Origin of the sequence: Wenzhouxiangella sp. XN79A (assembly GCF_012272825.1) — a bacterium.
Classification (GTDB): Bacteria; Pseudomonadota; Gammaproteobacteria; order Xanthomonadales; family Wenzhouxiangellaceae.
In genome coordinates this window covers 21,197-43,668 of record NZ_JAAWWS010000145.1, presented here as the reverse complement: position 1 = coordinate 43,668, position 22,472 = coordinate 21,197, and the positions used below count along the sequence as shown (strand labels likewise).

Below are 22,472 nucleotides of genomic sequence, written 5' to 3'. Positions count from 1 at the left end.
AATGAGCGAGAACGACTACACCGCCGAGGCCCTCGGCCGGTTCCTGAAGCAGGCCGGGATGGAAGGTCTGATCAACCCGGCCACGGCGCGAGCCCGGCGCAATGCGCTGGATCACCTCGCCGGTGAGCTGACCGAGGCCGAGCGGGGCGACATCCGGACGCTGGACGTCGATGCACTGGTCGCGAGGTTCCACAAGCTCGAAGGCGCCAGCATCCGGCCGGAAACACTGGCCGTCTACGGCGACCGGCTCAAGAAGGGCCTGGACGATTACCTGCGCTGGCTCGACGCGCCGTCGATGTTCAAGCCCAGCGCACGCGAGCGGGTGCGCAACTTCGCACGCGGCTCGCGCGCCGAGCCGGCCCTGAGCGATGAGCAGCGCGCCGCCGAACGCATCCGGCTGGAGGCCACCGAGAACCCATCGCGAATCGTGCCGGTGCCGGTGCGCGACGATCACGTGGTCTACATCGACAACCTGCCGCTGGACCTGACCGCCGAGGAGGCCGACCGGATCGCCCGGGTGGTCCGGGCCTTCGCCGACCGCAGCGCCGGCAACGCATCGGGCGACGACGAATGAACCGGCTGTTCCTGATCGCACCGATGGCGCTGTTCGGCCTGATCGGCCTGGTGCTGCTGTGGATGCTCTACGACGTCGACGCCAGCGGCCCGTTCCACGATTCGCTGCTGCCGGAGCTGATCGGCTTCTGCGTCGAAGGCTTCGTGCTGGTCGGCCTGCTGACGCTCATCCAGCGCTCGCGCGAATCGGCCCGCCGGCGCGAGCTCTGGCTGAGCCTGCGCGGCTCGTTCCGCAGCCTGCTGTCGCTGCTCGACATCGCCTTCCTCGAGCCCGACGCCGACCCGGCCTCGTCGAAGCGGCTGGAAAACGACCCGTCCATGGTCGACGCGCTGCTCTTGCAGCTCGAACAGCGCCACCCGGACCTCGACAGCCTGGTCGCGCTGAAGCGCGAAGCGGTCGAGACCGTCTCGCTGGCCCGCGACCTGGTCGCCGTCGCCGCCCAGCTCAGCGCCACCCACATGAACTGGTGGATCGCCATCGTCGACAGCATCCGTCGGGTCTCCGAGGCCCGCGATCGCGAGGCGCTGGAAGCCGCGGTCCACGAGATGCTGATCAATATCCGGGAATTCGACCGGCTGGACTACTGAATCGGCACGCCCGGCCCGGCGACGCTCGCCGAGCGCTGGAAACGCCGTAGCTGCAGCATCGCGCCCAGCGCGATCATCAGGTTGCTGACCGACAGGAAGGCCTCGCTGCCGCCGTGCAGCAGGTCGGCGTGCGACAGGCTCGGCAGACCCATGACGTTCACGGCCACGTGCTGGGTGTAGATCGTCACCGCGACGAACACCAGCAGGAACCAGAACCCGGCCACGCTGAGCCACGAGAACAGGCGCGGATCACTGCGGCGGACGAAGACCAGGGCGACCAGAAAGACCAGGTACAGCACGTTGGTCAGCGGCAGCAGCGCACGGACGCCCTCCGGGCTCGTCGCAGCAAAGGCCAGCCCGCTGACCAGCACCAGCGGCACCAGCCACCAGACCCGGCCGGACCCGCGAACCGGCAGCATCGATACGGTGGCCGCCAGCAGGCACAGCGCGCCGACGAAGGTCAGGCCGCGCCCGACGCCGAGCACGGCGTCCCAGCGATCGCCGCCGGCGTGGAACAGCAGGATCGACAGCCCGGCCAGCAGGTGCGGGACCATGCACAGCGCGAACAGGCGCAGCGGCCGGCTGTCGATCGCGCGCCCGTAGCCGGCGAACAGCAGGATCGCGGCGAACCACTCACTGACCGTCAGCAGGTGGATGATCCAGGTCGGTACGGACAGCAGCATGGCCAGAATTCACTCGAGTCGGAAAACGGGAGACCGGCACCGTCGGTCGCACGACGGCCCGGAAGTATAGGAACCGGCAGCGCCGGATGCCAGCCGGGGCCGCGGGCGGCCGGTCAGCGAACCGCCGGCACGCCTTCGGGCTGGCGGCGGTGCCGGGTCCAGCCGAGAATCGTCACCAGCAGCGCCGGCAGGAAGGTCAGCGTGACGAGGGTCGCGAACAGCAGCCCGGACAGCACCACCACGCCGACGCCGCGGTACAGCTCGGTGCCCTCGCCGGGCAGGAACACCAGCGGCGCCAGCCCGAACAGCGTGGTGATCATCGACATCAGGATCGGCCGGATCCGCGACTCCACGGCTTCGCGCACCGCCTCGACGATGTCGTCCATGCCGTCGCGAAGATTGTTCAGCGTGCGATCGACGATCAGGATCGGGTTGTTGACGACCACGCCGAGCAGGATCAGGAAGCCGAGCATCGTGATCATGTCGAACGGCTGGCGCACACCGATGCCGTTGAGCGCCGCCAGCCCGGCAATGCCCCCGGCGATCCCGAGCGGAACCGCCGTGAGAATCACCAGCGGCCAGCCCCAGTGGTTGAAGATCGCGACCATGACCAGAAAGCTCAAAACGATCGCGACGACGTAGTTGTCGGCCAGCGCCGCGCGCGTCTGGGTCAGCTCGTCGCTGGCCCCGGAAATGTCGACGGAGATGCCCTGCGGCAACGCGCCGTCGGTCCGCATTCGTTCGATGACCTCGGTCCGCACGGTGCCGACCGCGGTCTCCAGCGCCACCGAGCGCGGCGGAATGATGTTCAGCGTGACCGTACGGCGGCCGTTCAGGCGGCGCACCGAGTCCGTATCGACGGTCTCGACGATCTCGGCGATGGCCGACAGCGGCACCACCGCGCCGGACGGCGTGAACACCGGCAGGTTCTCGACGCCGGCCAGGTCACGATCGCTGCCGGCGGTGGAAAACAGGAACACGTCGATCTTGTCGTCGCCGCGGAAATACTCGTCGACGAAGGCGCCGTCGGTCAACGCGGCGACCGCGAAGCCCAGGCCGTCGGCCGAGAAGCCGAGCTCGGCGGCACGGTCCCAGTCCGGCCGGATCTCGATCAGCGGCTGGTCCAGCGACAGCGAGCCCGGCGAGGAATTGATCTGCGGGTTGTCGAACGCGTCCTCGGCGTAACGGTAGGCCGTCTCGGCGACGACGTAGAGTTCGGCCAGGTCCTGGCCGGTGATGTCGAGGTTGACGCTGCGCGTGCCGCCGTCGTTGCCGGAAATGATCGAGCCGCGGCTGACGAAGGCGCGCATGCCGGGATAGGTCTCGTAGTGCGCCGACATCACCTCGATCAGGTCGCCGACGTAGCGGGTATCGATCGGCTCGGCGATCACGCGCAGCCCATTCGGGTTCACCGACAGGTTGAAGTAGGCCAGCGCGGGCACCTCCGCCTCGCCGCTGGCGAAGCTCTCGGGATCGGCACCGACATAGGGCAGGAAGTGCTCTTCCAGCGCGTCGCCGATGCGGCTCATCTCGGTCAGGTTGTAGCCCGGCGGGGCGATCATCCGGGCGAAGATCTTCGGCTCTTCACCCTCGGGCAGGTATTCCGCCGGCGGGGTCAGCGTCCACAGGATCGCCACCACCGCGCCCAGCGTCCCGGCCAGGGTGGCCAGCCGGCGCGGTGCCGTGCCGATCAGCCAGGTGATGCCGGCGACCATCGTCTCGCGCAGCGCCGTGCCGGTCTCGGCGTGCTTCTTCAGGCCGAAGCTCAGCCGCGCCGACAGTGCCGGCACCACGGTGATGGCCACCAGCATGCTGGCCAGGATCGAGGCCGAGATCGCGATCGCCACGTCGGAGAACAACTGACCGGCCTCCTGTTCGATGAAGAAGATCGGCGCGAACACCAGCACCGTGGTCATCGTCGAGGCCAGCACCGCCGGCCAGACCTGCCGGACGCCGGCCAGCGCGGCCTCCATCTTCTCCATGCCCTGGCGACGCTTGCGCTCGATCGCCTCGAGCACAACGATGGTGTTGTCCAGCGTCATGCCGATCGCGAAGGCCACCCCGGCCAGCGAAATCACGTTGATCGTGCGGCCGGCCGCGACCAGGCCGAGGAAGGCGGCGATGGTGCAGATCGGCACGCCGATGACGCCGACCAGGGTGGCGCGCCCCGAGCGCAGGAACAGGTACATCACGCCGGTGGCCAGCAGCGCGCCCAGGATCAGGTTCTTCCAGACGTTGGCCACCGAGGCCTCGACGTAGACCACGTCGTCGGCGATCGGGGTGATCTCCATGCCGGCCGGGCGGACCAGGTCGGCGTTGATCTGCTCGATCGTCGGCAGCATGGCGCGCTTGATGTCGATCACGTTCGAGCCGGGCTCGCGGTCGACGGCCAGGGTGATGCTTCTCAGGCCGTTGACCGAGGCGCGGTCGCGCAGCTCGTAGTGCGACATCTCGACCTCGGCGATGTCGCCGAGCCGCAGGATGGCATCGCCGCGCACGTCGAGGATGGTCTGTTCGATCTGCTCGACCGATTCATAGCGGCCGACGGTGCGCAGCAGGTAGCGGCGCTTGCCGGACTCCAGGTCGCCGCCCGAGACGTCGCGATTGCGGCCGCGGATCGCGTTGCGCACCTGCTCCAGCGTGATGCCCAGCTCGGCCGCCGCGGCCGGATCGACCTGCACCCGCACCTGGCGTTCGGCGCCGCCCCATATGTTGACCCGCGACACGCCCGGCACCCGCTCCATGCGCGTGCGGACATTGTCGTCGATGAAGTCGCGCATCAGCGCCATGTCGAGGTCGAAGGGGTTGCCCGGCAGCGGCCGGATCGAGAAGAACATGAACGAGTTCTGCGAGAACGAACTGGCCTCGAGGCTCGGCTCGTCGACGTTCTCGGGATAGCCGGGCACCTGGCTCAGCGCGTTGTTGACCCGGATCAGCGCCTCGTTGATGTCGACGCCGAAGGGAAACTCCAGTTCGATCTGCGCCGACCCGTAGGAGGCCGAGGAAATCATCCGCTCGACCCCCGGCAGCGAACGCAGGTATTCCTCCTGCTCGACCAGGATTTCCTTCTCCACGTCCTGCGGCGTGGCGCCCGGCCAGCGGGTCTCGACGCTGACCACGCGGACCTCGAGGTCGGGAATCATCTGGACCGGAATGCGCAACGCGGCCAGTACGCCGAGCACGCAGATCACGAGCACGACCACCGCGAGGATGGTGCCGTGGCGGATCACGCCGGCGAACATCGCCTCAGCCCCCGCCGTCGACGATGCGGACCGGCTGGCCGTCGGTCAGCAGCTCGTTGCCGCGGATCACGACCGGCAGCCCCGTCTCCAGGCCGCTGGCGATCACCGCGCGATCGCCTTCGACCCGGCCGAGCCGGACCTGGCGCTGGCGGGCCACCGGCGGCGAGACCGAGCGATCGACGACGAACAGCGTGATGGTCCCGTCCGGGTAGCGGATCAGTGCGTCGCGCGGCACCAGCAGCGCGTCGTCGGCGGTCTGCAGCCGGATCCGGGCCTGCGCCGACATCCCCGGCGTGATGTCGGGATCACCATCGCTCAGCGTCACGCGGACCAGGAAGGTCCGCGCGTTCGGATCGCTGACCGGCACCCGGGCGACCAGCTCGCCGGCGAAGCTCCGATCGGGAATCGCATCGACGCTGACCTCGATTCCGGCGGCGCGCGGCAGCTGCGGCCACAGTCGCTGCGGCGCCTGCAGCTCCAGCCAGAGATCATCGATGGCGACCAGTTCGGCCAGTGCCGTCCCGCTCTGCACCCACTCGCCGGCGTCGGTCAAGCGACGCGCGATGACGCCGTCGAAAGGCGCGACGACGCGGTGGAAGGCCATCCGTTCGGCGGCGGTATCGCGCGCGGCCTCGGCCACCGCGAGCTCGGCCCGCGCGACCTCGGCACCGGACACGCGGGCCTGGATCTCGGTGTCGGGCAGGAACCGGTCCTGGGCCAGCCGCTGGCCCTCGTTGCGCAACCGAACCGCTTCGTCGTAGCCCGCCCGGGCCCGGGCCACATCGGCCGCGGCCTGGGCCAGCTCCAGCTCGGCCAGGCGATCGTCGAGCTGGACCAGCAGCTGTCCGGCCTTGACGGCATCGCCGGCGTCGAAATGGATCGATTCGACCAGCCCGGCCAGCCGTGGCGACAGATCCGCCGCGCGCCGGGCCGTGAACGAGCCGGTCAGCTCGACCTGCTCCACCGCCGGCTCGACCGCCGGCTCGGCGATCACCACCGGCGCCGGCTCCCGGGCCGCCACACCGGTCGCGGCCAGCATCGGAATCGCAATCAGAACGGTTCGAAGATTCATGGCCGGCAGCATAGCCGAGCCGCATCAATTCGCGGGGCCTCGTCGACAGCCTGGCCCAGAGATGGGAGGCTTCGATCTTCATAGAGGATGGACGCCAAGGCGCGAAAGGGGCGAAGAGCGCAAGGAATCATCGACAACGGAAATGCAACGACGAATCTTCATCGGGAGGACGACCCTTCAACACCGGGAACAGAAAACTCGAAGAGCTCTTCGAGTGGGCCACGCGACCGCGCGTTTCAATCCGGAATCACGGCTCGTCTTCGCGCCCTTCGCCCCTTATCGCCTTGGCGTCCATCTTCCAAGGACGCGGGCGCATGGCCTGACCGAAGCCGAATGCCTACCGCTTCGCCTGCACCCGGTCGAGGCCTTCGGCCAGTTTGTTCACCAACTCGTCGATGCCGGCCTCGTCGATGATCAGCGGCGGGCAGATGGCGCAGGTGTCGCCGGGCAGCGCGCGGATGACCAGGCCGGCCTCGAGGCAGGCGTTCTGGACCTGGAAGGCGATTTTTTCGGACGCGTCGAAGCGCGTGCCGGCCGCCTTGTCGGCGATGAACTCCAGCCCGGCGATCAGGCCGACGCCGCGGACGTTGCCGACCAGCGGGTGGTCGGCGAACGGGGCCAGCTTCGCCTGCATCACCTCGCCCATCTTCGCGGCATGGTCCATCAGGCCGCGCTCTTCGTAGAGCTCCAGCGTGCGCAGCGCGACGGCCGCGGCGACCGGGTGGCCGGAATAGGTCAGGCCGTGACCGAACATCCCGACCTCGCCGGCGGCCCGTTCGATCTCCTCGTACATGAACGGCGGAATGGCCACCGCCGAGATCGGCTGGTAGGCCGACGACAGCGCCTTGGCCAGGGTCATCGTCGCCGGCTGCATGCCGAAGGTCTGGCAGCCGAACGGGTTGCCCGTGCGACCGAAGGCGCAGACCACCTCGTCGTCGATCAGCAGGATCTCGTGCTCGCACAGGATCGGCTGGATCTTCTCGTAGTAGGTCTTCGGCGGAAGGATCAGCCCGCCGGCGCCCATCAGCGGCTCGACGATCATTGCCGCGATCGTGTCGGCGCCCTCGCGCGCGATGGTGGCCTCCAGCTCCTCGGCCAGCCGGGTCGCGAAGTCTTCTTCCGATTCGCCGTCCTGCGCTTGCCGGAAATGATGCGGCTCGGTCAGGTGAACGACGTCCGGACCCGGTACGTCGAAATGGGCGTGGAACGGGGCCAGCCCGGTCAGCGCGGCGGTGGCCAGCGTCGTGCCGTGGTAGCCGCTCTTGCGGGAAATGATCTTCTTCTTGTGCGGCTTGCCGATCGCGTTGAAGTAGTAGCGCGCCAGCTTGATCTGGGTGTCGTTGGCATCCGAGCCGGAGCAGCCGAACAGGAAGCGCGCGCCGTCGATCGGCACCCACTCGGCGAGCTTGGCCGCGAGCTTGATCGACGGCTCGTTGGCCCGCGCCGCGAACAGCGGGCCGTAGCAGAAGGTTTCCATCTGCTCGGCGGCGGCCTTCGCCAGTTCCTTCTCGCCGTAGCCCAGCGCCGTGCACCACAGGCCGGCCATGCCTTCGAGATAGCGCTTGCCGTGCTGGTCCTCGACGTGGATGCCCTGCCCCTTCGTCCAGATCAGCGGCTGACCGTCGCGGACCATGCGCAGGTCGGTCGAGGGGTGGAACAGGTACTGGCGGTCGAGCGCTTCGAGCGTGGCGGCCATCGGGGGCGAACTCCGGTGCAGGATCAGCGCCTGATCATACCGGCCCCGGCCGCGCGGTTCGGACGGGCGACCGAAACGATGGTCCGAACGATCAGGGCAGCAAGGCCCAACCCTCGGCCTGCCGCCGCACCAGCACGGTCATCGCCGAGTGGGCGATCTTGACCCCCGGGGCGATTTCATCCGGCGCGACGCCGCGAGCCGAGGCGCTCTGGCCGCAGAGGTAGATGGTGACGCCGGCGGCCATCAGGGCGTCGAGCAGATCGGCGTTCGGGTGCGCGACGCCGAAGCGCTCGCGGTAGGCCTCGCGCGACAGCACGTCGAACAGCGTGCCGCCGTGGGTGACGACCTCGATCTGCAGGTCGTCGGGGTCGATGCCGGCGCGGGCGTGCAGGTTGACGAAGCGGGCCACCGATTCCAGCCGGCGGTTCAGCACGTGCTCTTCGGCCGAGCCGCTGGCGACGTCGAAGAGCACGCGGTAGCTCTCGCCGGGGACCAGGTTGAACGCGTCGGCCGGCTGCGGCGCGACCGGGCCGTGGTCCGGAATGGCCGGGCCTGTGGAGAAGGACTCGGGCAACGATTGGGCGATCGCAGGCACGGTCAGGACAGCGATCAGGAAAACGGTGATTCGATTCATGAACGGGCTCCGGTCGACGGATGGGCAACGGGGGATCGACAGCACCGGCACCGGGTGATCGCGAGCGGCCATCGTGGCCGCGCGCCGATGACTTGACTCGATTACTTGATCAGCGCCTTGACATCCAGCTTGGCCTGGCGGGTGTCGCCGCTCACCGCAGCCATCCGGTGCGCGGCGCGCACCATCGCCTCGGCCGCGGCTTCGTCGCGACCGAGCGCGAACAGGACGCGCGCGTGGCTTGCATGGAAGCGATGTTCGCTGTCGGCCAGGCGCGCGGCGCGCGCGTGGAAATCGGCAGCGCGGGCCAGCTCGTCCAGCGATTCGTAGAACCGACCCAGCGACCACAGGAACCAGGGGTCGGCCGGGCGCAGCGCTTCGAGGCGGCGGGCGTGGGCCGCGGCGGCCGCCGGCCGGCCTTCGGCACGCTCGAGGCGGACCAGGTTGAACAGCGTCGATGCGGGGTCGGCGGCCACTTCGAGCGCGGCCAGGAAGTGCTCGCGCGCCCGCTCCGGCTGCCCGCGTCGTCGTTCGATGACCCCTGCGGTGTTCAGCGCTGCGGCAAAGCCGGCATCGAGCTCGATCGCCTGCGCCGCCCAGTCCGCGGCCGCGTCCGGTTCACCGGCAGCCAGCAGCTCGGCGGCGCGGTTGTTGTAGAAATGGGCCAGCGCGCGCTCATCGCTGATGCGGCGGCCGCGATAGGGAGCAGCCAGGCGCTGCGACAACAGATAGTCGGGCTCGAAATCCACCGTTCTGCGCAGCCCCGGCACGTCGATTCCGACGTTGACGTGCCCGACGTCGACGATCAGGCCGGCCTCCTCGCGCCAGGCCGCGGGCACTCGGACCTCTCGCGGATAGGCATCGATGCCGAGCGCGCGGGCCGCGCTGATGAACAGCAGCGTGAAGCTCAGGCAGTTGCCCTCGCCGCGGGCGATGGTCTCGGCCACATCGGTGGTCGGCGTGGCGCGGTACCGGAAGCCCAGGCCGCCATCGGTGGCGATGAATTCGACCAGCCGATCGACTCGCCCCGTTGGGCTCAGCGCCGCCCCCGCAACGTCGCGCTCGAGCCGCTCGACCCAGCTCGGCGGCAGGCGCAGCACCTCCTCGGGCGGCAGCGGCGAAGCACTGGCAGACGTCAAACCATGAAACGCCAGCGCAGCGATCGATATCCATCGCAGCAGAACGGGAATCATGACCCCAGTCTATCGCAGCTTCGAGCGAGCGATCGCGTCGGACGCGGTCCGGCGGATCCGGCCGGGTCCGCGGATCACCGGCCCGCCCCGGTGATTTCATCGAGGAACTCCGTCGCCCGCCTGAGGTGCGGAATCACGATCGTGCCGCCGACGACCAGGCCGATGCTCATGGTTTCCATGATCTCTTCACGGCTGGCACCGGCCTCGACGCTCTGGGCGATGTGATAGCTGACGCAGTCGTCGCATCTGAGCACCAGCGAGGCGACCAGGCCCATCAGTTCCTTGCTCTTGGCGTCGAGCGCGCCGTCGCCGCTGTAGGTCAGCGAATCCAGCGAGAACATCCGCTTGATCACGCGGTTGTCCTCGGCGAGCAGGCGCTCGTTCATCTTGCGGCGGTATTCGTTGAACTGCTTGACGCGGTCGGTCATGGTCGATTCTCTGACGACGGATCAGCACAGAGCATAGCCGGTGAACGGACCGCCCAGGCAGCGGCGCGGTGGGTTCCGACTAGTCGGCCGGCGCACTCCAGGCCAGCACCGCGGCCAGCAGCGCAATGTGCGCGAGCGCCGCCAGCAGGGTGCAGACGATCGCAGGCTTCAGCGCCGACGGCCGGTCGTGGTCACGGGCCAGGACCGTGAATGCAGCGATCGACAGGCCGGCCGGCAGCAGCGGCAGCGCGCCGGCGAGGCCGAGCGCCAGCCAGTGCAGCACCAGCCCGGCGATGGCCCACGCCGCGGCCACCGGCACAAGGTAGCCCCAGCGAGCCTTCGCCGTTCCCAGCCGCACCACCCAGTGGCGCTTGCCGACCGCGGCGTCGGCGGCCACGTCGGGAAACTGGTTGATGTAGAGCAGCGCCGCGATCAGCAGTCCGCCGGGCAGGCCCAGGGCCAGCGCCCGGAGCTCGAAGGCACCGGTCTGCACGCTCCAGGCCGCGGCCGGCAGCAGCGCGAAGCCGGCCAGCACGGCGACCTCACCGAGCCCGCGGCGGTTCAACGCCAGCGGCTCGGCCGAGTAGCTCCAGCCGAGCAGGAGGCCGACCGCGCCAAGCAGCAGCAGCACCGGGCCGGACTCAACGACCAGCCACAGGCCGATCAGGATCGCCAGGCCGAACAGGATGGCAGACAGCCGGGCCAGTTCGCGCTCGGTGTAGACCCCGTCCTGGATCATCCGGCTGCCGCCGGTGAAGGGAGGAATCCGATCGACGTTGATCGCGTCGGTGCCGTTGCGGGCATCGACCACGTCGTTGAGCACGTTGATTCCGGCGTGCAACAAGGCGGCGGCCAGCAGGCTCCAGGCCGCCAGCGCGCCATCGATCGCGACGCCGGCCTGGTACGCGCCGGCCAGGCCCAGCGCGACCGGCAGCAGCGATGCGAGCAGGAACGGCGCGCGGATCGCGACCAGCGGACGAAGCGCGGCGGGAATGCGGCGAGGCACGGACTCGACGGCCGGTTCTGCAGCCATGGGCAGGTCGGGTTCGGACTGTCGGCAAGTGTGCCCGAAAAACGAGATCGGCGGTTTTCAGTTTTCAGTTTTCAGTTTTCAGTTTTCAGTTTTCAGTTGTCTGCTCACTGCTCACTGCTCACTGCTCACTGTTCACTGCTCACTGTTCACTGCTCACTGCTCACTGCTCACTGCTCACTGCTCACTGCTCACTGTTCACTGCTCACTGTTCACTGCTCACTGCTCACCGCTCACCGCCTCCACCCCGTCCGCCAAAGGTCGAATGGCGGGGCGGCGGGCGGCGTGCGACGCTGGGCTCGTTTCGCAGGCCTCCGGGAGGACGCACCATGACCCATGCCGAACTTCACCAACGCTCGCTCGAAGACCCCGAAACGTTCTGGGCCGAGGCGGCCGGGGCCATTGACTGGGATCGCCGCTGGGACCGCGTACTCGACGACAGCGGCGCGCCGTTCTACCGCTGGTTTCCCGGCGGCCGGCTCAACACCTGCCACAACGCGCTGGACCGGCACGTGGACGGAGGCCGGGCCGATCAGGTGGCGCTGATCCACGATTCACCGGTCACCGGAACGATTCGCCGCTGGACCTATCGTGAACTGCGCGACGAGGTCGCCCGGCTCGCCGGTGTGCTGGTCGCGCGCGGGGTGACGAAGGGCGACCGGGTCATCGTCTACATGCCGATGGTCCCCGAGGCCGCGATGGCCATGCTGGCCTGCGCCCGGATCGGCGCGATCCACTCGGTGGTGTTCGGTGGCTTCGCCGCGGCCGAGCTGGCCAAGCGCATCGACGATGCGAAACCGAAGATGATCCTGTCGGCCTCCTGCGGCATCGAGCCGGGCCGGATCGTCGAGTACAAGCCGCTGCTCGACGCGGCGATCGAGGCCGCCGAGCATCCGCCGGAGTCCACGCTGATCCTGGCGCGCGAACAGTGCGAGGCGGTGCTGATCGAAGACCGGGATTACGACTGGGCGAGCGAAGTGGCCGATGCCGAACCCGCCGACTGCGTGCCGGTCGAAGCCACCGACCCGCTGTACATCCTCTACACCTCCGGCACCACGGGCCAGCCCAAGGGCATCGTCCGCGACCACGGCGGCCACGCCGTGGCCCTGGCCTGGTCGATGCCGAACATCTACGACACGCACCCCGGCGAGGTGTTCTGGGCGGCCAGCGATGTCGGCTGGGTCGTCGGCCATTCCTACATCGTCTACGCGCCGCTGCTGATCGGCGCGACCACCGTGCTGTTCGAGGGCAAGCCGGTCGGCACGCCCGACGCGGGCACCTTCTGGCGGGTCATCGAACGTCACGCCGTGTCGACCCTGTTCACCGCGCCGACCGCGTTCCGGGCGATCCGCAAGGAAGACCCCGAGGGCCGCTTCATCGAACAGTCGGACCTGTCGAGCCTGCGCGCGCTTTTCCTGGCCGGCGAGCGCTGCGACCCGGAAACGCTGCACTGGGCCGAGGATCGACTGGGCGTGCCGGTCATCGACCACTGGTGGCAGACCGAGACCGGTTGGCCGGTCGCCGCCAACTGCCTGGGGCTGGAGCGCCTGCCGGTCAAGGCGGGCTCGCCGACCCGCGCGGTGCCGGGCTACGACGTGCGCGTTCTGGATTCGGACGGGAACGAACAACCCGACGGCGAGATCGGCGCGATCGTCATCAAGCTGCCGCTGCCGCCGGGCTGCCTGCCGACGCTGTGGCAGGCCGACGACCGTTACCGCAGCGCCTACCTGGAACGCTATCCGGGCTACTACCTGACCGGCGACGCCGGCATCAAGGACGACGACGGCTACCTGTGGATCATGAGCCGCATCGACGACGTGATCAACGTCGCCGGCCACCGCCTGTCGACCGGCGAGATGGAAGAAGCGCTGGCCGGGCATCCGGCGGTGGCCGAGTGTGCCGTGTTCGGCGTGCGCGATGCGCTGAAGGGCGAGCTGCCGCTCGGGCTGGTGGTGCTGAAGGACGGCGTCGACTGCGACGCCGAGACGCTGCGGGCGGAGTTGATCGCCCGCGTGCGCGAATCGATCGGCCCGGTCGCCGCGTTCAAGCTCGTCGCGGCCGTCGATCGCCTGCCCAAGACCCGCTCGGGCAAGATCCTGCGCGGCACGATGAAATCGATCGCCGACGGTCGCGAGTGGACGATGCCGGCGACGATCGACGACCCGGCGATTCTCGACGAAGTGCAGGCGGCACTGCTGCATCTCGGGTACGCGGTCGAGGAGCCAGAATGACTGGCGCGGGCGACCATGTCGCCCACGCCTCTGACCAATTGAACCGAGGGGTCAGCCCTCGCTCCGGTCGAACAGCACCGCATTCAGTGTTTGCAAGGCGAAAGAATCGCCTGCAACTAGGGGCGACTGCAATTCACACGAATTCCAATCGGGGTAGGCTCGCTCCAGCAGTTCAGCCCCTCACGGAACCAGACTTCTAGAAGTTCTCGCGCAGCATCGCCGATAGCCGGACCCCCAGGACCGAATGAATATTCATCTCCGATAGAGCTGGCATCGACGGGCACCAAACTGCCATCTTGGGCTTGGAACAGGATGACGTTTCCGTCAGCATCGACCGCTGCCCATCCGGTCAGTGATCCATCGGGGTTCCGAACTACCTGAAGGCTCGATCCATCCGGATAATTGATGATCACGGTCAGAGAACTCTGGCGAATCGAGTTCCCCTGTCCATAGTTGGCGCCGGCAATTGGAGTACTCAATCCGGCTTCTGCACTTACCGAAACATGGTCGGGCAACGCCCCACTGAGCTCCACCATATCTCGTATGGCATTGATGATCGGACTACCGAGATAACCGTTCTGGATATCGATCACTGCAGATTCACTCGGTCCGACGCCAGGAACGAGGCCATCGAGATCCGATCGGGGGACTCGCAACTGAACGATTCTGGATTTCTCCACCGCAGACTCGAATGCATCTTCTTCGGAGGCACTCATTGTCACCGGATATACATGGGTCATCTGGACGTAGCCAGTTCCCAAATCTTCCCAGGTCGTGAATCGGTTGAATTTTTTCGTCGTGTTCGTTTGCCGATTCGTTACATACACGATTTCATGGGGTGCCGGTGCGCCAACGACGGCATTACTGAACTGTTGGGACGTAGTACAGCTATCACAGAGCTGCCACCATGCAGAGTCCGCGGATGCATCACCGAAAAATATGCCGAGGGCTAGCAAAAAGGTTCGTCGCATTTTGCTTTCTCCTGATTGAACTGACGGAATATTGTTCGGCGCCGAAAAGCCTGAGATTCATCAAAAAGAGCGAACCAACGATGTCGATTCTAGACGAAGCCTTGAACAAGGCCATGCGGGTCCAGAGCCCCATCGCCATGATGACACTCCAACGTTAGTTCAAACGAACCCCGTAACCCTGAAATTACTTCGTCTGATTCTTGTTGACGACCCCTGGTGTTTGCCAACGCCAATTGCAGAATACAAAAATGAAGGGGGGGGGGGTCAAGCACCCGCATCTCTTTCGACTTTTTGCACGCTCGACGCCCTACGCCGTCCGCGCACGGAACCTGGGACCCGACTCAGACGGATTGATCGAGCAGCGCCAGAGCGCGCATTAGCGCCTCTTCGGCCGGCACCTCGATATCCGGCGCCACGCCGCGGCCGTCGAGCCGCACGAGGTCGGGCGCGACGTAGTCGGCCACCGGCACGAACAGCTTGAAGGTCCCGTCCATCGGGAAGTGCTCGGCGCTGAGCATGCCGCCCGCGGTGCGTTCGCCGATCACCGGCACCCCGCGCTGCTGCAGTCGGTAGACCAGGGGCTCGCAGGCGCTGGCCGTGGCGCTGTCGGTCAGGACGACCACGCGACCGGCGAACACCGGCCCGTCGTGGGCCGGCAGCACCAGGCGGGCGGCGCCGTCGCGCTGCAGCTGTCGGACGAAGACCTCGAGGTCCAAGTCCTCCACGGGCGGGATCGCCGCGTACTGCTCGGCGTTCGGGGTCGTCCGGTGACGCGCGTACCAGCCCCGGGTCAGAAAGGCCCCGGCATCCATCGCTTCGTTCACCAGCGCCCGCGAAACCGCGACCGCGGTCGGGAAGGAGCCGCCCGGCGTGCCGCGCAGGTCGAGGATCAGCGCCTCGGCGCCGGACTCGATGACCTCGGTCATCCGAGCCGCGAAGAGGGCCGGATCGCCCGCGAACATCCGGACCCGTATGCGCGCCACGCCGTCGCTCAGCCAGTCCAGGGTGATCGGCGGCGCGGCGTGGTCCTCGCCCTCGGGCGGATTCTGCCAGTGCAGGCGAAAATGGGTGAACGGCAGCCCGTCGGTCGCGTCATTGAACGCGCGGCGGAACGCCGCGTCGTCCAGCGCCTGCATTTCGGGATCGCGGACGGCGTCCTTGAACTCCTGCCATGCCGGGCCTTCGAGCCAGCGCGGGTCGGCCACGGCGGCCTCGGCGGTGGCGAGGATCTTCTCGACGAGCGCGGCGCGCGGCAGCGGCTCGGGGGGCGCGGCAGCCCGGCCCGGAAGTGCACTCACGGCCAGCGCGAGGAAAAGAGGGGCAAGTAATCGGTTCATGATCGGACTCGGTCGTGCTTGGGTGTGCAGCCAGTCTCGAGCGGCCGGACCCCCTTGTCCAGCGGGCTGTGACGAACGCGAAGCCTGTTTGACGAAACCGAACACCGGCGGGACGAACGCGACGCGGCCGGGACGACGACGCCGGTCCGGGATCGGGCGACCGTCAGCCCGGCCCGGCCTCCGACATCGCCGCCTCGAGCCTGGCCAGCTCGAAGTTCGGCGAGACCGGAATCGGTCGGTCGGCGCCGTCCAGCCTCGCGGTCCGCTTCCGGGCATTGCCCTCGACGGCGCGCACCCGGCCCGGGTGGACCAGGTACGAGCGATGCACGCGCAGCGCGGCCGGCAGCTGGTCCTCGATCTGGGCCAGCGTGGCGCGGAACATCCGTCGATCGGGCTCGCCGCGGCGCAGGAAGTGGATCGTGACGTAGTTCTGCTCGGCCTCGGCGAACACGAAATCGGACGCCGGGAGGCGCAGCCGGTCGCCCTGGTTCCGACCGGTCAGCACGATCCGCTCCTCGCCGGCCCGGTCGCCCAGTACGGCGATCAGCGCGCGCCGGGCCAGCAGGGCCGGCGGCGTCAGCAGCAGCAGATAGGGAGCGGCAATCCGGGTCGAGAAGCCGAACCAACCGTCGAAGGTGACCGGCACCTGGTTGATGACGAGGCAGAGCCAGGCGTAGCAGCTGTTGAAGATCAGCAGGATCAGCAGGACCAGCGCGACCAGCTCGTGGCCCATCCGCCAGACCCGACGGCGCCGCTCCAGCCAGGCCCGGGCCAGCGCATGGACGACCAGGAACGAGCCCAGCACGCACAGCCCGTAGCCCATGTAGCGAAGCGTCGGATAGGAGCCGGTGTAGCGGTCGGTCCCCATCGGCTCGAGGAACACGATACTGAACACCAGGACCGCGCCGATGGTCGTGCCCAGCCCGATCGGCAGCCACCACGAGTCGACGAACCGCAGCGGACGGCGCAGGAACGCGCGAACGTGGGACGGAATCGCGGCGAGGGTCGAGACGGCCATGCCGGGAAGCTTACCGCGGCCGGGGCGCGGAACGCCCGTACGGGGCTCGAGGGTTCGACCGGACCGGGATCAGACCCCCGAGGCCCGCGTCTCGGCGATCCACTCGCCGATGATCCGCTCGAGGATTTTCATCATGCCGACCTTGCAGGCCAGCGCCTGGCCGGGCATGACGAAATCGCGCTCGACTCCCGAGCACTCATGCGCCAAAGGTCACGGCTACGCCCGCGCTCGGTCGCCGAAGCGGAACACGCCCAGCATGAACCGCCGGGTGACCGGCAGCTCGGCATCGAGGTCCGGCCACTGCGCTTCGGCAAAGGCGTCGAGCCGGCGCATGGTCTCGGTCAGCACGTCGTCGGGCAGCACCCAGCTCTCGGCGTCGTCGCGCGAGCGGATGCCGTCGAGCACCTGGCGCGGGGTGAGCTCGGTCTGCCATTCGGCGCCGATCACTTCGCCTTCGCCGACCGGATGGGCACCCAGGTCCATCAGCGTCTTGACGATCGCCGCACCGCCGCTCGGCGGCGCCGCGGCCGTGGCGCCGGGCGGCAGCATCTCGGTGCCGACCTCGACCACGGTCCGGCGGAAGGTGTTGCGGAGGGTGCCGGAAAACGACTCCGGGTCGATCCAGTCGCGGCCCAGCACCAGCATGCCGCCCGGCCGGACGAGGCGGCTGACCTGCTCGAGCACGTCGGCCCAGTCGGCGACCAGGTGCAGCACGTGCACCGCCATCGCGCCGTCGAACGCGCCTTCGCGGAACGGCAGCGCCGTGATGTCGCCGCGCGCCAGGTGGATGTTGTCGCGGCCCTCCGTCGCGATGCGGCGCGACAGCCAGGCCAGCATGTGTGCCGAGACGTCGATGCCGTAGACCTCGCACCCGGCCGCGGCGACGGGCAACGCGATCCGCCCGGTACCGACCCCCAGTTCGAGCACGCGTGCCGCCTCGGGCATCTGCGCGGCAATCGCCCGGCCGATTTCGTCGGAGACCTCGGCGGGATGCCCGCGGATGACGTCGTACTGCTCCGCGACGCGGGTATCGAACTGGTAATCGAGGCCGGACTGGTCGGTCATGAAGAATTCTCCGCGTCCGATCGGGCTCGGTCCCCGGCCGGCTCAGGCGTTGACGGTCGTTCCGGTCGAAATCGGCGCCTCGGCGCCTTCGACATCCTGCTTGGCCCGGCTCGCACGGTCGGCGAACTCGCGGATGCTGATGTTGTAGAGGATGTAACCGGCCAGCAGCAGCCCGGCCGCCTCGAGCAGGAAGATGCCGAAGAAGGCCATGTTCGCCGTCAGCAAGCCCGTATCGATGGTCAGGGTCAGCAGCGTACCGCTGAGCAGCGACGAGATGCCCTTGCCGAGCGCCTGGGCGGTGCCCCACAGGCCCATGTACAGCCCGGTGGCATTGGCGACGGTCATCTCCATCATCAGCGCCAGCGCGCCGACGTTGAACATGCCGATGAACAGGCCCATTCCGAACAGCGAGGGCTTCAGGATCGGAAGGATTTCCAGCATCGAGGAGATGCCGAGCATCACGAAGCCGATGGCCGCGCCGATGACGCCGACGATGACGAGCTTCTTGCGCGAGATCTTCAATCCCGTGGCGATCACGCCGGTCAGGACCATGCCGATCAACACTCCGCCGGCCCAGTAGCGTTCCAGCGTGGTGGACTCGTCGATCGGCATGTCGAAGACCCGGGCACCGAATACCTCGAGGATGTTTTCCTGCAGGAAGATCGCGAAGATCGCGATGAAGATGAAGGCGAAGAACGCGCGGGTGGGCGGGTTCGTCTTCAGCAGCCGGAACGCCGAGGCCAGCGGGTTGCCGGGCGGTGCCAGCGACCGCGCCTTGAGTCGCGCGTCCTCGAGTTCCTCCCGGTTCAGGCGCTTCTCCATGCCGATCACCCCCAGCAGCGTGCTGCCGATGACGATCAGCGGGGTCAGGTTGTAGAGGTCCTGCATCGCCTCCGGCGTGAACTCAGGACGAACGATGTTCATCACCACCGTGGCCAGGATGGTGCTCATGATCAATACGACCCAGACCACGGAGATCACCATCCCGCGTGTTTCCGGCGTGGTGACCTCGGCGATCAGCGAATGGTAGGTGTCGGCGATGATCGCCATCGAGATGCCGAACAGCGTGAACAGCACGATCGCGCTGAAGAAGGCCAGCGTCGAACCCTCGCCCATCCCCATCGCCACGCTCGGCAGCATCAGGAACAGCAGGCTGACGACCACGCTGCCCATCAGCAGGTACGGCGTTCGCCGGTAGCCGAAGATCGGCAGCGTGTCGGCGATGCGGCCGACGACGACCTGGAACGGCGCCATGAAGTAGTGGATGGACAGCAGTGCCGTGACGACGATCGCGGCAATGCCCAGCTCGACCATCGCGACGCGATTGAAATCGATCGTCAGCAGGGCGAACATCCAGCCGACCGCCACTTTGGGCAGGGCGATGCGCAATGTCCAGATGACCGCCCAGATGGCCTTCAGCATGGCGGGAGACTTCCTTGAACCGGGCCATCGTTGTAGACCATGTGCGCCGACATTTCAAGGTTGACAACCGGCCCGCCCTGCCGACCCGCACCGACCCCGGGGCCCGGGAGACCGGGCCGGCGTACGGCCGGACCGGAGATCGGCGCGGTCCTGCGCGTCAAGGCGTGCCGAAGCGATAGATGAAGCGAACGCCGGCCACCCGCGGCTCGGGGAGATAGGCGATGATCGCCCGGCCCGGTGCGAACCCTTCGGGCCGACCGGGATCCACGTTGCGCTGCGCGGTGCGGATGGTGTCGTCGTCGGTCAGGTTGCTGACGAAACCGACCACGCTGAAGCGATCGAACTCGAGACCGGCCTGCAGATCGTAATTGGTGTAGCTCGGCATCCAGGCACGGTTGGCTTCGCTGACGTAGCGCTTCGAGCGGTACTGCGCGTTCAACTCGACGAACCAGGTATCGCCCCGATCATTCAGCGAGCCGCGGTAGAGCGCACCGGCGTTGACGGCGTGCTTCGGGCTCTTGGCCACGGCGTTGCCCGAGAAATCGGCACAGGCGTTGCCGGCCTCGGCCCGGATCTGTGGCGACGAGGTCTGGCCGAACGGCACGCCGCAGGCGGCAAAGGTTTCCGGCCCGGTCACGGCGTTCGGTGCCGGTCCCTGCACATAGTCCTGGAAGGTCGCGTCGGTATAGGCGTAGCCGAGATCCAGGTTCAGGCCGTGGAACGGCGTCCAGGCCGCGGCGATCTCGAAGCCCTTGGATTCGACCTCGGCGGCGTTGGCGATGCCCGGAATGGCCACGATGGTGTCGCCGGCACCGGTCTGGTTCAGCTGGACGCCGATCTGCTGGTCGGTGTAGTCGTTGTAGAAGACCGCCGCGTCGATCGCCAGGCGCGCCTGCGGGAAGAAGCTCTTGACGCCGACTTCGTAGGCGTCGACGAACTCCGGCAGGTAGCCCTGGCCGTCGAAGTCGATCAGTTCGTTGACGTTGAAGCCGCCGGGCTTGAAGCCCCTCGCCACGTTGCCGTAGACCATCACGTTGTCGTTGATCTGCCAGTCGAGCGTCACGCGCGGCGTCCACTCGTTGTACGACAGGCTTTCCGAACGCGGGCAGGCCTGCACGGTGCCCGGCGGCGGCACGTCCGGGCCGGGGACGCCCATGAAGATCGCGCCCTGCGGGAGGCCCGGCAGACAGACCGGCTCCAGACCGCGCAGCGAGACGTCCTGGAGGCGCCAACCCGGAACGCCGTACTCGATGTCATCGGAGTTGTAGCGCGCTTCCAGCCCGAGGCGAAGCGTTTCGGTGATGTTCCAGTTCATCTTGCCGAAGACCGCGGAGTACTCGGTATCCCGGGTGATCCGCACCGGAAACGCCGGAGTGACCTGCTCGGTGGCCAGGAAGAACGGCGGCCCCCCCAGCGGCGAGTCCGGGTTGCGGACCCAGAAGCTCGAGCTGTTGACCAGCGCCGATTCTTCTTCCAGGTACTGGGCACCGATCAGCACGCTGAAGGTGCCGAAGGAATGGGTCCAGAACAGGTTGTGGTCGAAGCGCTCGTCGGCGTAATCGAGCTGCTGCAGCGCCGACAGCGAGAACACGAAGCCGGGCGGGCCGTCGAAGTCGGTGAAGTCACCGTCGGCCTCGACGAAGCTCTCGTTGTCGATCCAGCCCAGGGTGTAGCGCAGCTTGCCGAAGCCGATGTCCCAGGCCGCGTCCAGCGAGACGATCTGCTGGTCGAGCTCCAGGCCACGCGGCGGCCGGCCGGTGACTTCGTTGAAGCCCATCTGGACATCATCGATGTCGGCGCGGACCGGGCCGACGATCGTGCCTCGGGTGCAGGCACCGACCACCGGCGCCGGCTGGCCGGACAGGTCGGCCGGGCAGGGCAGCGACGGCGAGCCCGGCGGACCGGCGGTGAAGGTGCCGTCGGGCACCGGCAGCCGGGTGTTGGCCGGAAGCTGCGCGGTCGGATAGTCGGAATGGTCGGTGGAGCTGACCTGGTAACGGAGGTTGATGTCCCAGGCCTCGGTCGGCGTGAACTGCAGCGCGCCGGCAATGCCCTGGAACTCCTGGGCGCCGAGCGGTCCGCCGTTGACCGGATTGGTCCAGAACCCGTCGTTTTCGCGATACGCAGCGTTGATGCGATAGCCGAGCACGTCCTCGACGATCGGCCCGCTGATCATGCCGGCCGCGCGCCGGTGGCCGAACTCGGCCAGCTCGAGCTCCAGCCGCCCTTCGGGCACGTCGGAGGGCCGCTTGGTGATGTAGTTGATCGCGCCGGCGAACGCATTGCGGCCGTAGAGCGTGGTTTGCGGTCCCTTGACGATCTCGATGCGTTCGAGATCCATCAGGTCGGGCACCACGCCGGCTCCACCGCCGGAGATCGCCAGGTTCTCGCCCGACAGGTCGATGCCGTCGATCATGACCGCAACGCTGGGCCGCCCGCGTTCGGCCTGCATGCCGCGCACCGCCGGCCGGGTGTCGTTGGGAAAGCCGCCCAGGTCATAGGTCAGCCCCGGCGTCAGCCGGGCGACGTCTTCGATGCTGTAGATCCCACGGCGGAGAATCTCCTGCTCGTCGATGACGCGGATGGTCAGCGGAACGGTATCGGAGATTTCCTCGATGCGGCGAACCGTCACGACCACCTTCTCGAGCAGCACGCTCTCGTCCGGGGCGACGCCCGGGTCCGGGTCCGACGACATGTCGCTCTGCGCCATCGCCGGCGCGACCGCGCCCAGTGCCAGCGCGAGACAACAGGTCGACATCACCGAGCTCAGCGGGCGGCGTCTGAGGCCGGTCGATTCGGGCGTGGCGGGATCGTTCGTTCCGGGGAATCTGCTCACTGTCTAACCCTCCTGGTCTGCTGCTTCTTCTTTTGGACGCACGACGGGGACCGTCGGCGTGATCGGTGGTGCTACGCGACCCGAACGCACGAGGCCGAGACGAAGGATCTTCACTCTGCTGCCGGTTGCGTGCGTCCCTCGGGCAGGCATGAATCGCTGGTGCGATCCGGCCGGAATCCGTCGCCGGCGGGTGGGTGAAGATCGAGCGCTGGCATCGGGGCCGGTTCAGGATTGGCGGCATGCTAGCGATGCGTTCCGGCACCGCTCTTGCGCCAGATCAAAACCTCACAAAACCCTCACACGGCGGAATCGATAGGGCGCACCGGGCTGCCGAAAGCGGCCGGCGCACGGGCCCCGCGGATCGTTCGGTGGCACTCGCCGTCGCCGGAGCGTGACCCGTCCTTGCGCGGGGTGCACTAGACTCGCGACCTGGAATCGAACGAAACAGCTCGCGGA

Annotated in this window: 18 protein-coding genes; 3 read left to right on the top strand and 15 right to left on the bottom strand. The window is 67.9% G+C overall.

The genetic code is table 11. From position 1 onward, the window contains the following. Nucleotide 1 precedes the first annotated feature (1 nt). Nucleotides 2–574, top strand: a complete 573-nt coding sequence (locus tag HFP89_RS06915; protein WP_168716916.1) for a hypothetical protein — start codon at nt 2–4, stop codon at nt 572–574. Beyond that, entirely contained in the window at nt 571–1,161 is a 591-nt protein-coding gene (locus HFP89_RS06910; protein ID WP_168716915.1) for a hypothetical protein, read from the top strand. The genes HFP89_RS06915 and HFP89_RS06910 overlap by 4 nt, the downstream gene beginning before the upstream one ends. Here HFP89_RS06910 and HFP89_RS06905 read toward each other — a convergent pair. The 8 genes from HFP89_RS06905 to HFP89_RS06870 all read right to left on the bottom strand — a co-directional run bounded on the left by HFP89_RS06905 (nt 1,155) and on the right by HFP89_RS06870 (nt 11,139). Continuing rightward, nucleotides 1,155–1,844: a DUF3593 domain-containing protein gene (locus HFP89_RS06905; RefSeq protein ID WP_168716914.1), complete on the bottom strand. Its 690-nt coding sequence runs from the start codon at nt 1,842–1,844 to the stop codon at nt 1,155–1,157. The genes HFP89_RS06910 and HFP89_RS06905 overlap by 7 nt on opposite strands. Before the next feature lie 113 nt (nt 1,845–1,957). Next, nucleotides 1,958–5,086: an efflux RND transporter permease subunit gene (locus HFP89_RS06900; RefSeq protein WP_168716913.1), complete on the bottom strand. Its 3,129-nt coding sequence runs from the start codon at nt 5,084–5,086 to the stop codon at nt 1,958–1,960. 4 nt (nt 5,087–5,090) lie between these two features. Then, nucleotides 5,091–6,158: an efflux RND transporter periplasmic adaptor subunit gene (locus tag HFP89_RS06895; RefSeq protein WP_168716912.1), complete on the bottom strand. Its 1,068-nt coding sequence runs from the start codon at nt 6,156–6,158 to the stop codon at nt 5,091–5,093. Between the two features lie 337 nt (nt 6,159–6,495). Then, nucleotides 6,496–7,854: an aminotransferase gene (locus HFP89_RS06890; RefSeq protein WP_168716911.1), complete on the bottom strand. Its 1,359-nt coding sequence runs from the start codon at nt 7,852–7,854 to the stop codon at nt 6,496–6,498. A 91-nt stretch (nt 7,855–7,945) separates the two neighbouring features. After that, nucleotides 7,946–8,488, bottom strand: a complete 543-nt coding sequence (locus HFP89_RS06885) for a DsrE family protein (RefSeq protein WP_168716910.1) — start codon at nt 8,486–8,488, stop codon at nt 7,946–7,948. Between the two features lie 101 nt (nt 8,489–8,589). Continuing rightward, entirely contained in the window at nt 8,590–9,678 is a 1,089-nt protein-coding gene (locus HFP89_RS06880; protein ID WP_168716909.1) for a transglutaminase-like domain-containing protein, read from the bottom strand. A gap of 74 nt (nt 9,679–9,752) precedes the next feature. Then, complete coding sequence (locus HFP89_RS06875; RefSeq protein ID WP_168716908.1) at nt 9,753–10,106, bottom strand: carboxymuconolactone decarboxylase family protein; 354 nt, start codon at nt 10,104–10,106, stop codon at nt 9,753–9,755. 79 nt (nt 10,107–10,185) lie between these two features. Continuing rightward, a complete protein-coding gene (locus HFP89_RS06870) occupies nt 10,186–11,139 on the bottom strand; it encodes a prenyltransferase (protein WP_168716907.1) in 954 nt (317 codons plus the stop codon). Nucleotides 11,140–11,465: 326 nt separating this feature from the next. On the opposite strand from HFP89_RS06870, the gene HFP89_RS06865 reads away from it, so the two are divergent. Then, nucleotides 11,466–13,367: a propionyl-CoA synthetase gene (locus HFP89_RS06865; RefSeq protein WP_168716906.1), complete on the top strand. Its 1,902-nt coding sequence runs from the start codon at nt 11,466–11,468 to the stop codon at nt 13,365–13,367. A gap of 116 nt (nt 13,368–13,483) precedes the next feature. Here HFP89_RS06865 and HFP89_RS06860 read toward each other — a convergent pair whose 3' ends face one another. From HFP89_RS06860 to HFP89_RS06830, 7 genes are all read right to left on the bottom strand, one after another. Next, nucleotides 13,484–14,338, bottom strand: coding sequence for a hypothetical protein (locus HFP89_RS06860; protein ID WP_168716905.1), 855 nt, complete (start codon nt 14,336–14,338; stop codon nt 13,484–13,486). 341 nt (nt 14,339–14,679) lie between these two features. Beyond that, complete coding sequence (locus HFP89_RS06855; RefSeq protein WP_168716904.1) at nt 14,680–15,675, bottom strand: S41 family peptidase; 996 nt, start codon at nt 15,673–15,675, stop codon at nt 14,680–14,682. A gap of 163 nt (nt 15,676–15,838) precedes the next feature. Next, nucleotides 15,839–16,693: a LytTR family DNA-binding domain-containing protein gene (locus tag HFP89_RS06850; protein ID WP_168716903.1), complete on the bottom strand. Its 855-nt coding sequence runs from the start codon at nt 16,691–16,693 to the stop codon at nt 15,839–15,841. A gap of 69 nt (nt 16,694–16,762) precedes the next feature. Then, nucleotides 16,763–16,861, bottom strand: coding sequence for a DUF885 domain-containing protein (locus tag HFP89_RS15965; RefSeq protein WP_168716902.1), 99 nt, complete (start codon nt 16,859–16,861; stop codon nt 16,763–16,765). Nucleotides 16,862–16,909: 48 nt separating this feature from the next. Continuing rightward, a complete protein-coding gene (locus tag HFP89_RS06840) occupies nt 16,910–17,758 on the bottom strand; it encodes a class I SAM-dependent methyltransferase (protein ID WP_168716901.1) in 849 nt (282 codons plus the stop codon). A gap of 42 nt (nt 17,759–17,800) precedes the next feature. Next, the gene (locus HFP89_RS06835; RefSeq protein WP_168716900.1) at nt 17,801–19,180 is read right to left on the bottom strand and encodes a BCD family MFS transporter; all 1,380 of its coding nucleotides are present in this window, start codon (nt 19,178–19,180) and stop codon (nt 17,801–17,803) included. Between the two features lie 157 nt (nt 19,181–19,337). After that, nucleotides 19,338–22,016: a TonB-dependent receptor gene (locus HFP89_RS06830; RefSeq protein ID WP_168716899.1), complete on the bottom strand. Its 2,679-nt coding sequence runs from the start codon at nt 22,014–22,016 to the stop codon at nt 19,338–19,340. Nucleotides 22,017–22,472: the final 456 nt, after the last annotated feature.

What these genes read in the sequence shown, in the direction of transcription:
- HFP89_RS06915 (WP_168716916.1), top strand. Translation starts at nt 2, where the DNA reads ATGAGCGAGAACGACTACACCGCCGAGGCCCTCGGCCGGTTCCTGAAG.
- HFP89_RS06910 (WP_168716915.1), top strand. Translation starts at nt 571, where the DNA reads ATGAACCGGCTGTTCCTGATCGCACCGATGGCGCTGTTCGGCCTGATC.
- HFP89_RS06905 (WP_168716914.1), bottom strand. Translation starts at nt 1,844, where the DNA reads ATGCTGCTGTCCGTACCGACCTGGATCATCCACCTGCTGACGGTCAGT.
- HFP89_RS06900 (WP_168716913.1), bottom strand. Translation starts at nt 5,086, where the DNA reads ATGTTCGCCGGCGTGATCCGCCACGGCACCATCCTCGCGGTGGTCGTG.
- HFP89_RS06895 (WP_168716912.1), bottom strand. Translation starts at nt 6,158, where the DNA reads ATGAATCTTCGAACCGTTCTGATTGCGATTCCGATGCTGGCCGCGACC.
- HFP89_RS06890 (WP_168716911.1), bottom strand. Translation starts at nt 7,854, where the DNA reads ATGGCCGCCACGCTCGAAGCGCTCGACCGCCAGTACCTGTTCCACCCC.
- HFP89_RS06885 (WP_168716910.1), bottom strand. Translation starts at nt 8,488, where the DNA reads ATGAATCGAATCACCGTTTTCCTGATCGCTGTCCTGACCGTGCCTGCG.
- HFP89_RS06880 (WP_168716909.1), bottom strand. Translation starts at nt 9,678, where the DNA reads ATGATTCCCGTTCTGCTGCGATGGATATCGATCGCTGCGCTGGCGTTT.
- HFP89_RS06875 (WP_168716908.1), bottom strand. Translation starts at nt 10,106, where the DNA reads ATGACCGACCGCGTCAAGCAGTTCAACGAATACCGCCGCAAGATGAAC.
- HFP89_RS06870 (WP_168716907.1), bottom strand. Translation starts at nt 11,139, where the DNA reads ATGGCTGCAGAACCGGCCGTCGAGTCCGTGCCTCGCCGCATTCCCGCC.
- HFP89_RS06865 (WP_168716906.1), top strand. Translation starts at nt 11,466, where the DNA reads ATGACCCATGCCGAACTTCACCAACGCTCGCTCGAAGACCCCGAAACG.
- HFP89_RS06860 (WP_168716905.1), bottom strand. Translation starts at nt 14,338, where the DNA reads ATGCGACGAACCTTTTTGCTAGCCCTCGGCATATTTTTCGGTGATGCA.
- HFP89_RS06855 (WP_168716904.1), bottom strand. Translation starts at nt 15,675, where the DNA reads ATGAACCGATTACTTGCCCCTCTTTTCCTCGCGCTGGCCGTGAGTGCA.
- HFP89_RS06850 (WP_168716903.1), bottom strand. Translation starts at nt 16,693, where the DNA reads ATGGCCGTCTCGACCCTCGCCGCGATTCCGTCCCACGTTCGCGCGTTC.
- HFP89_RS15965 (WP_168716902.1), bottom strand. Translation starts at nt 16,861, where the DNA reads ATGCCCGGCCAGGCGCTGGCCTGCAAGGTCGGCATGATGAAAATCCTC.
- HFP89_RS06840 (WP_168716901.1), bottom strand. Translation starts at nt 17,758, where the DNA reads ATGACCGACCAGTCCGGCCTCGATTACCAGTTCGATACCCGCGTCGCG.
- HFP89_RS06835 (WP_168716900.1), bottom strand. Translation starts at nt 19,180, where the DNA reads ATGCTGAAGGCCATCTGGGCGGTCATCTGGACATTGCGCATCGCCCTG.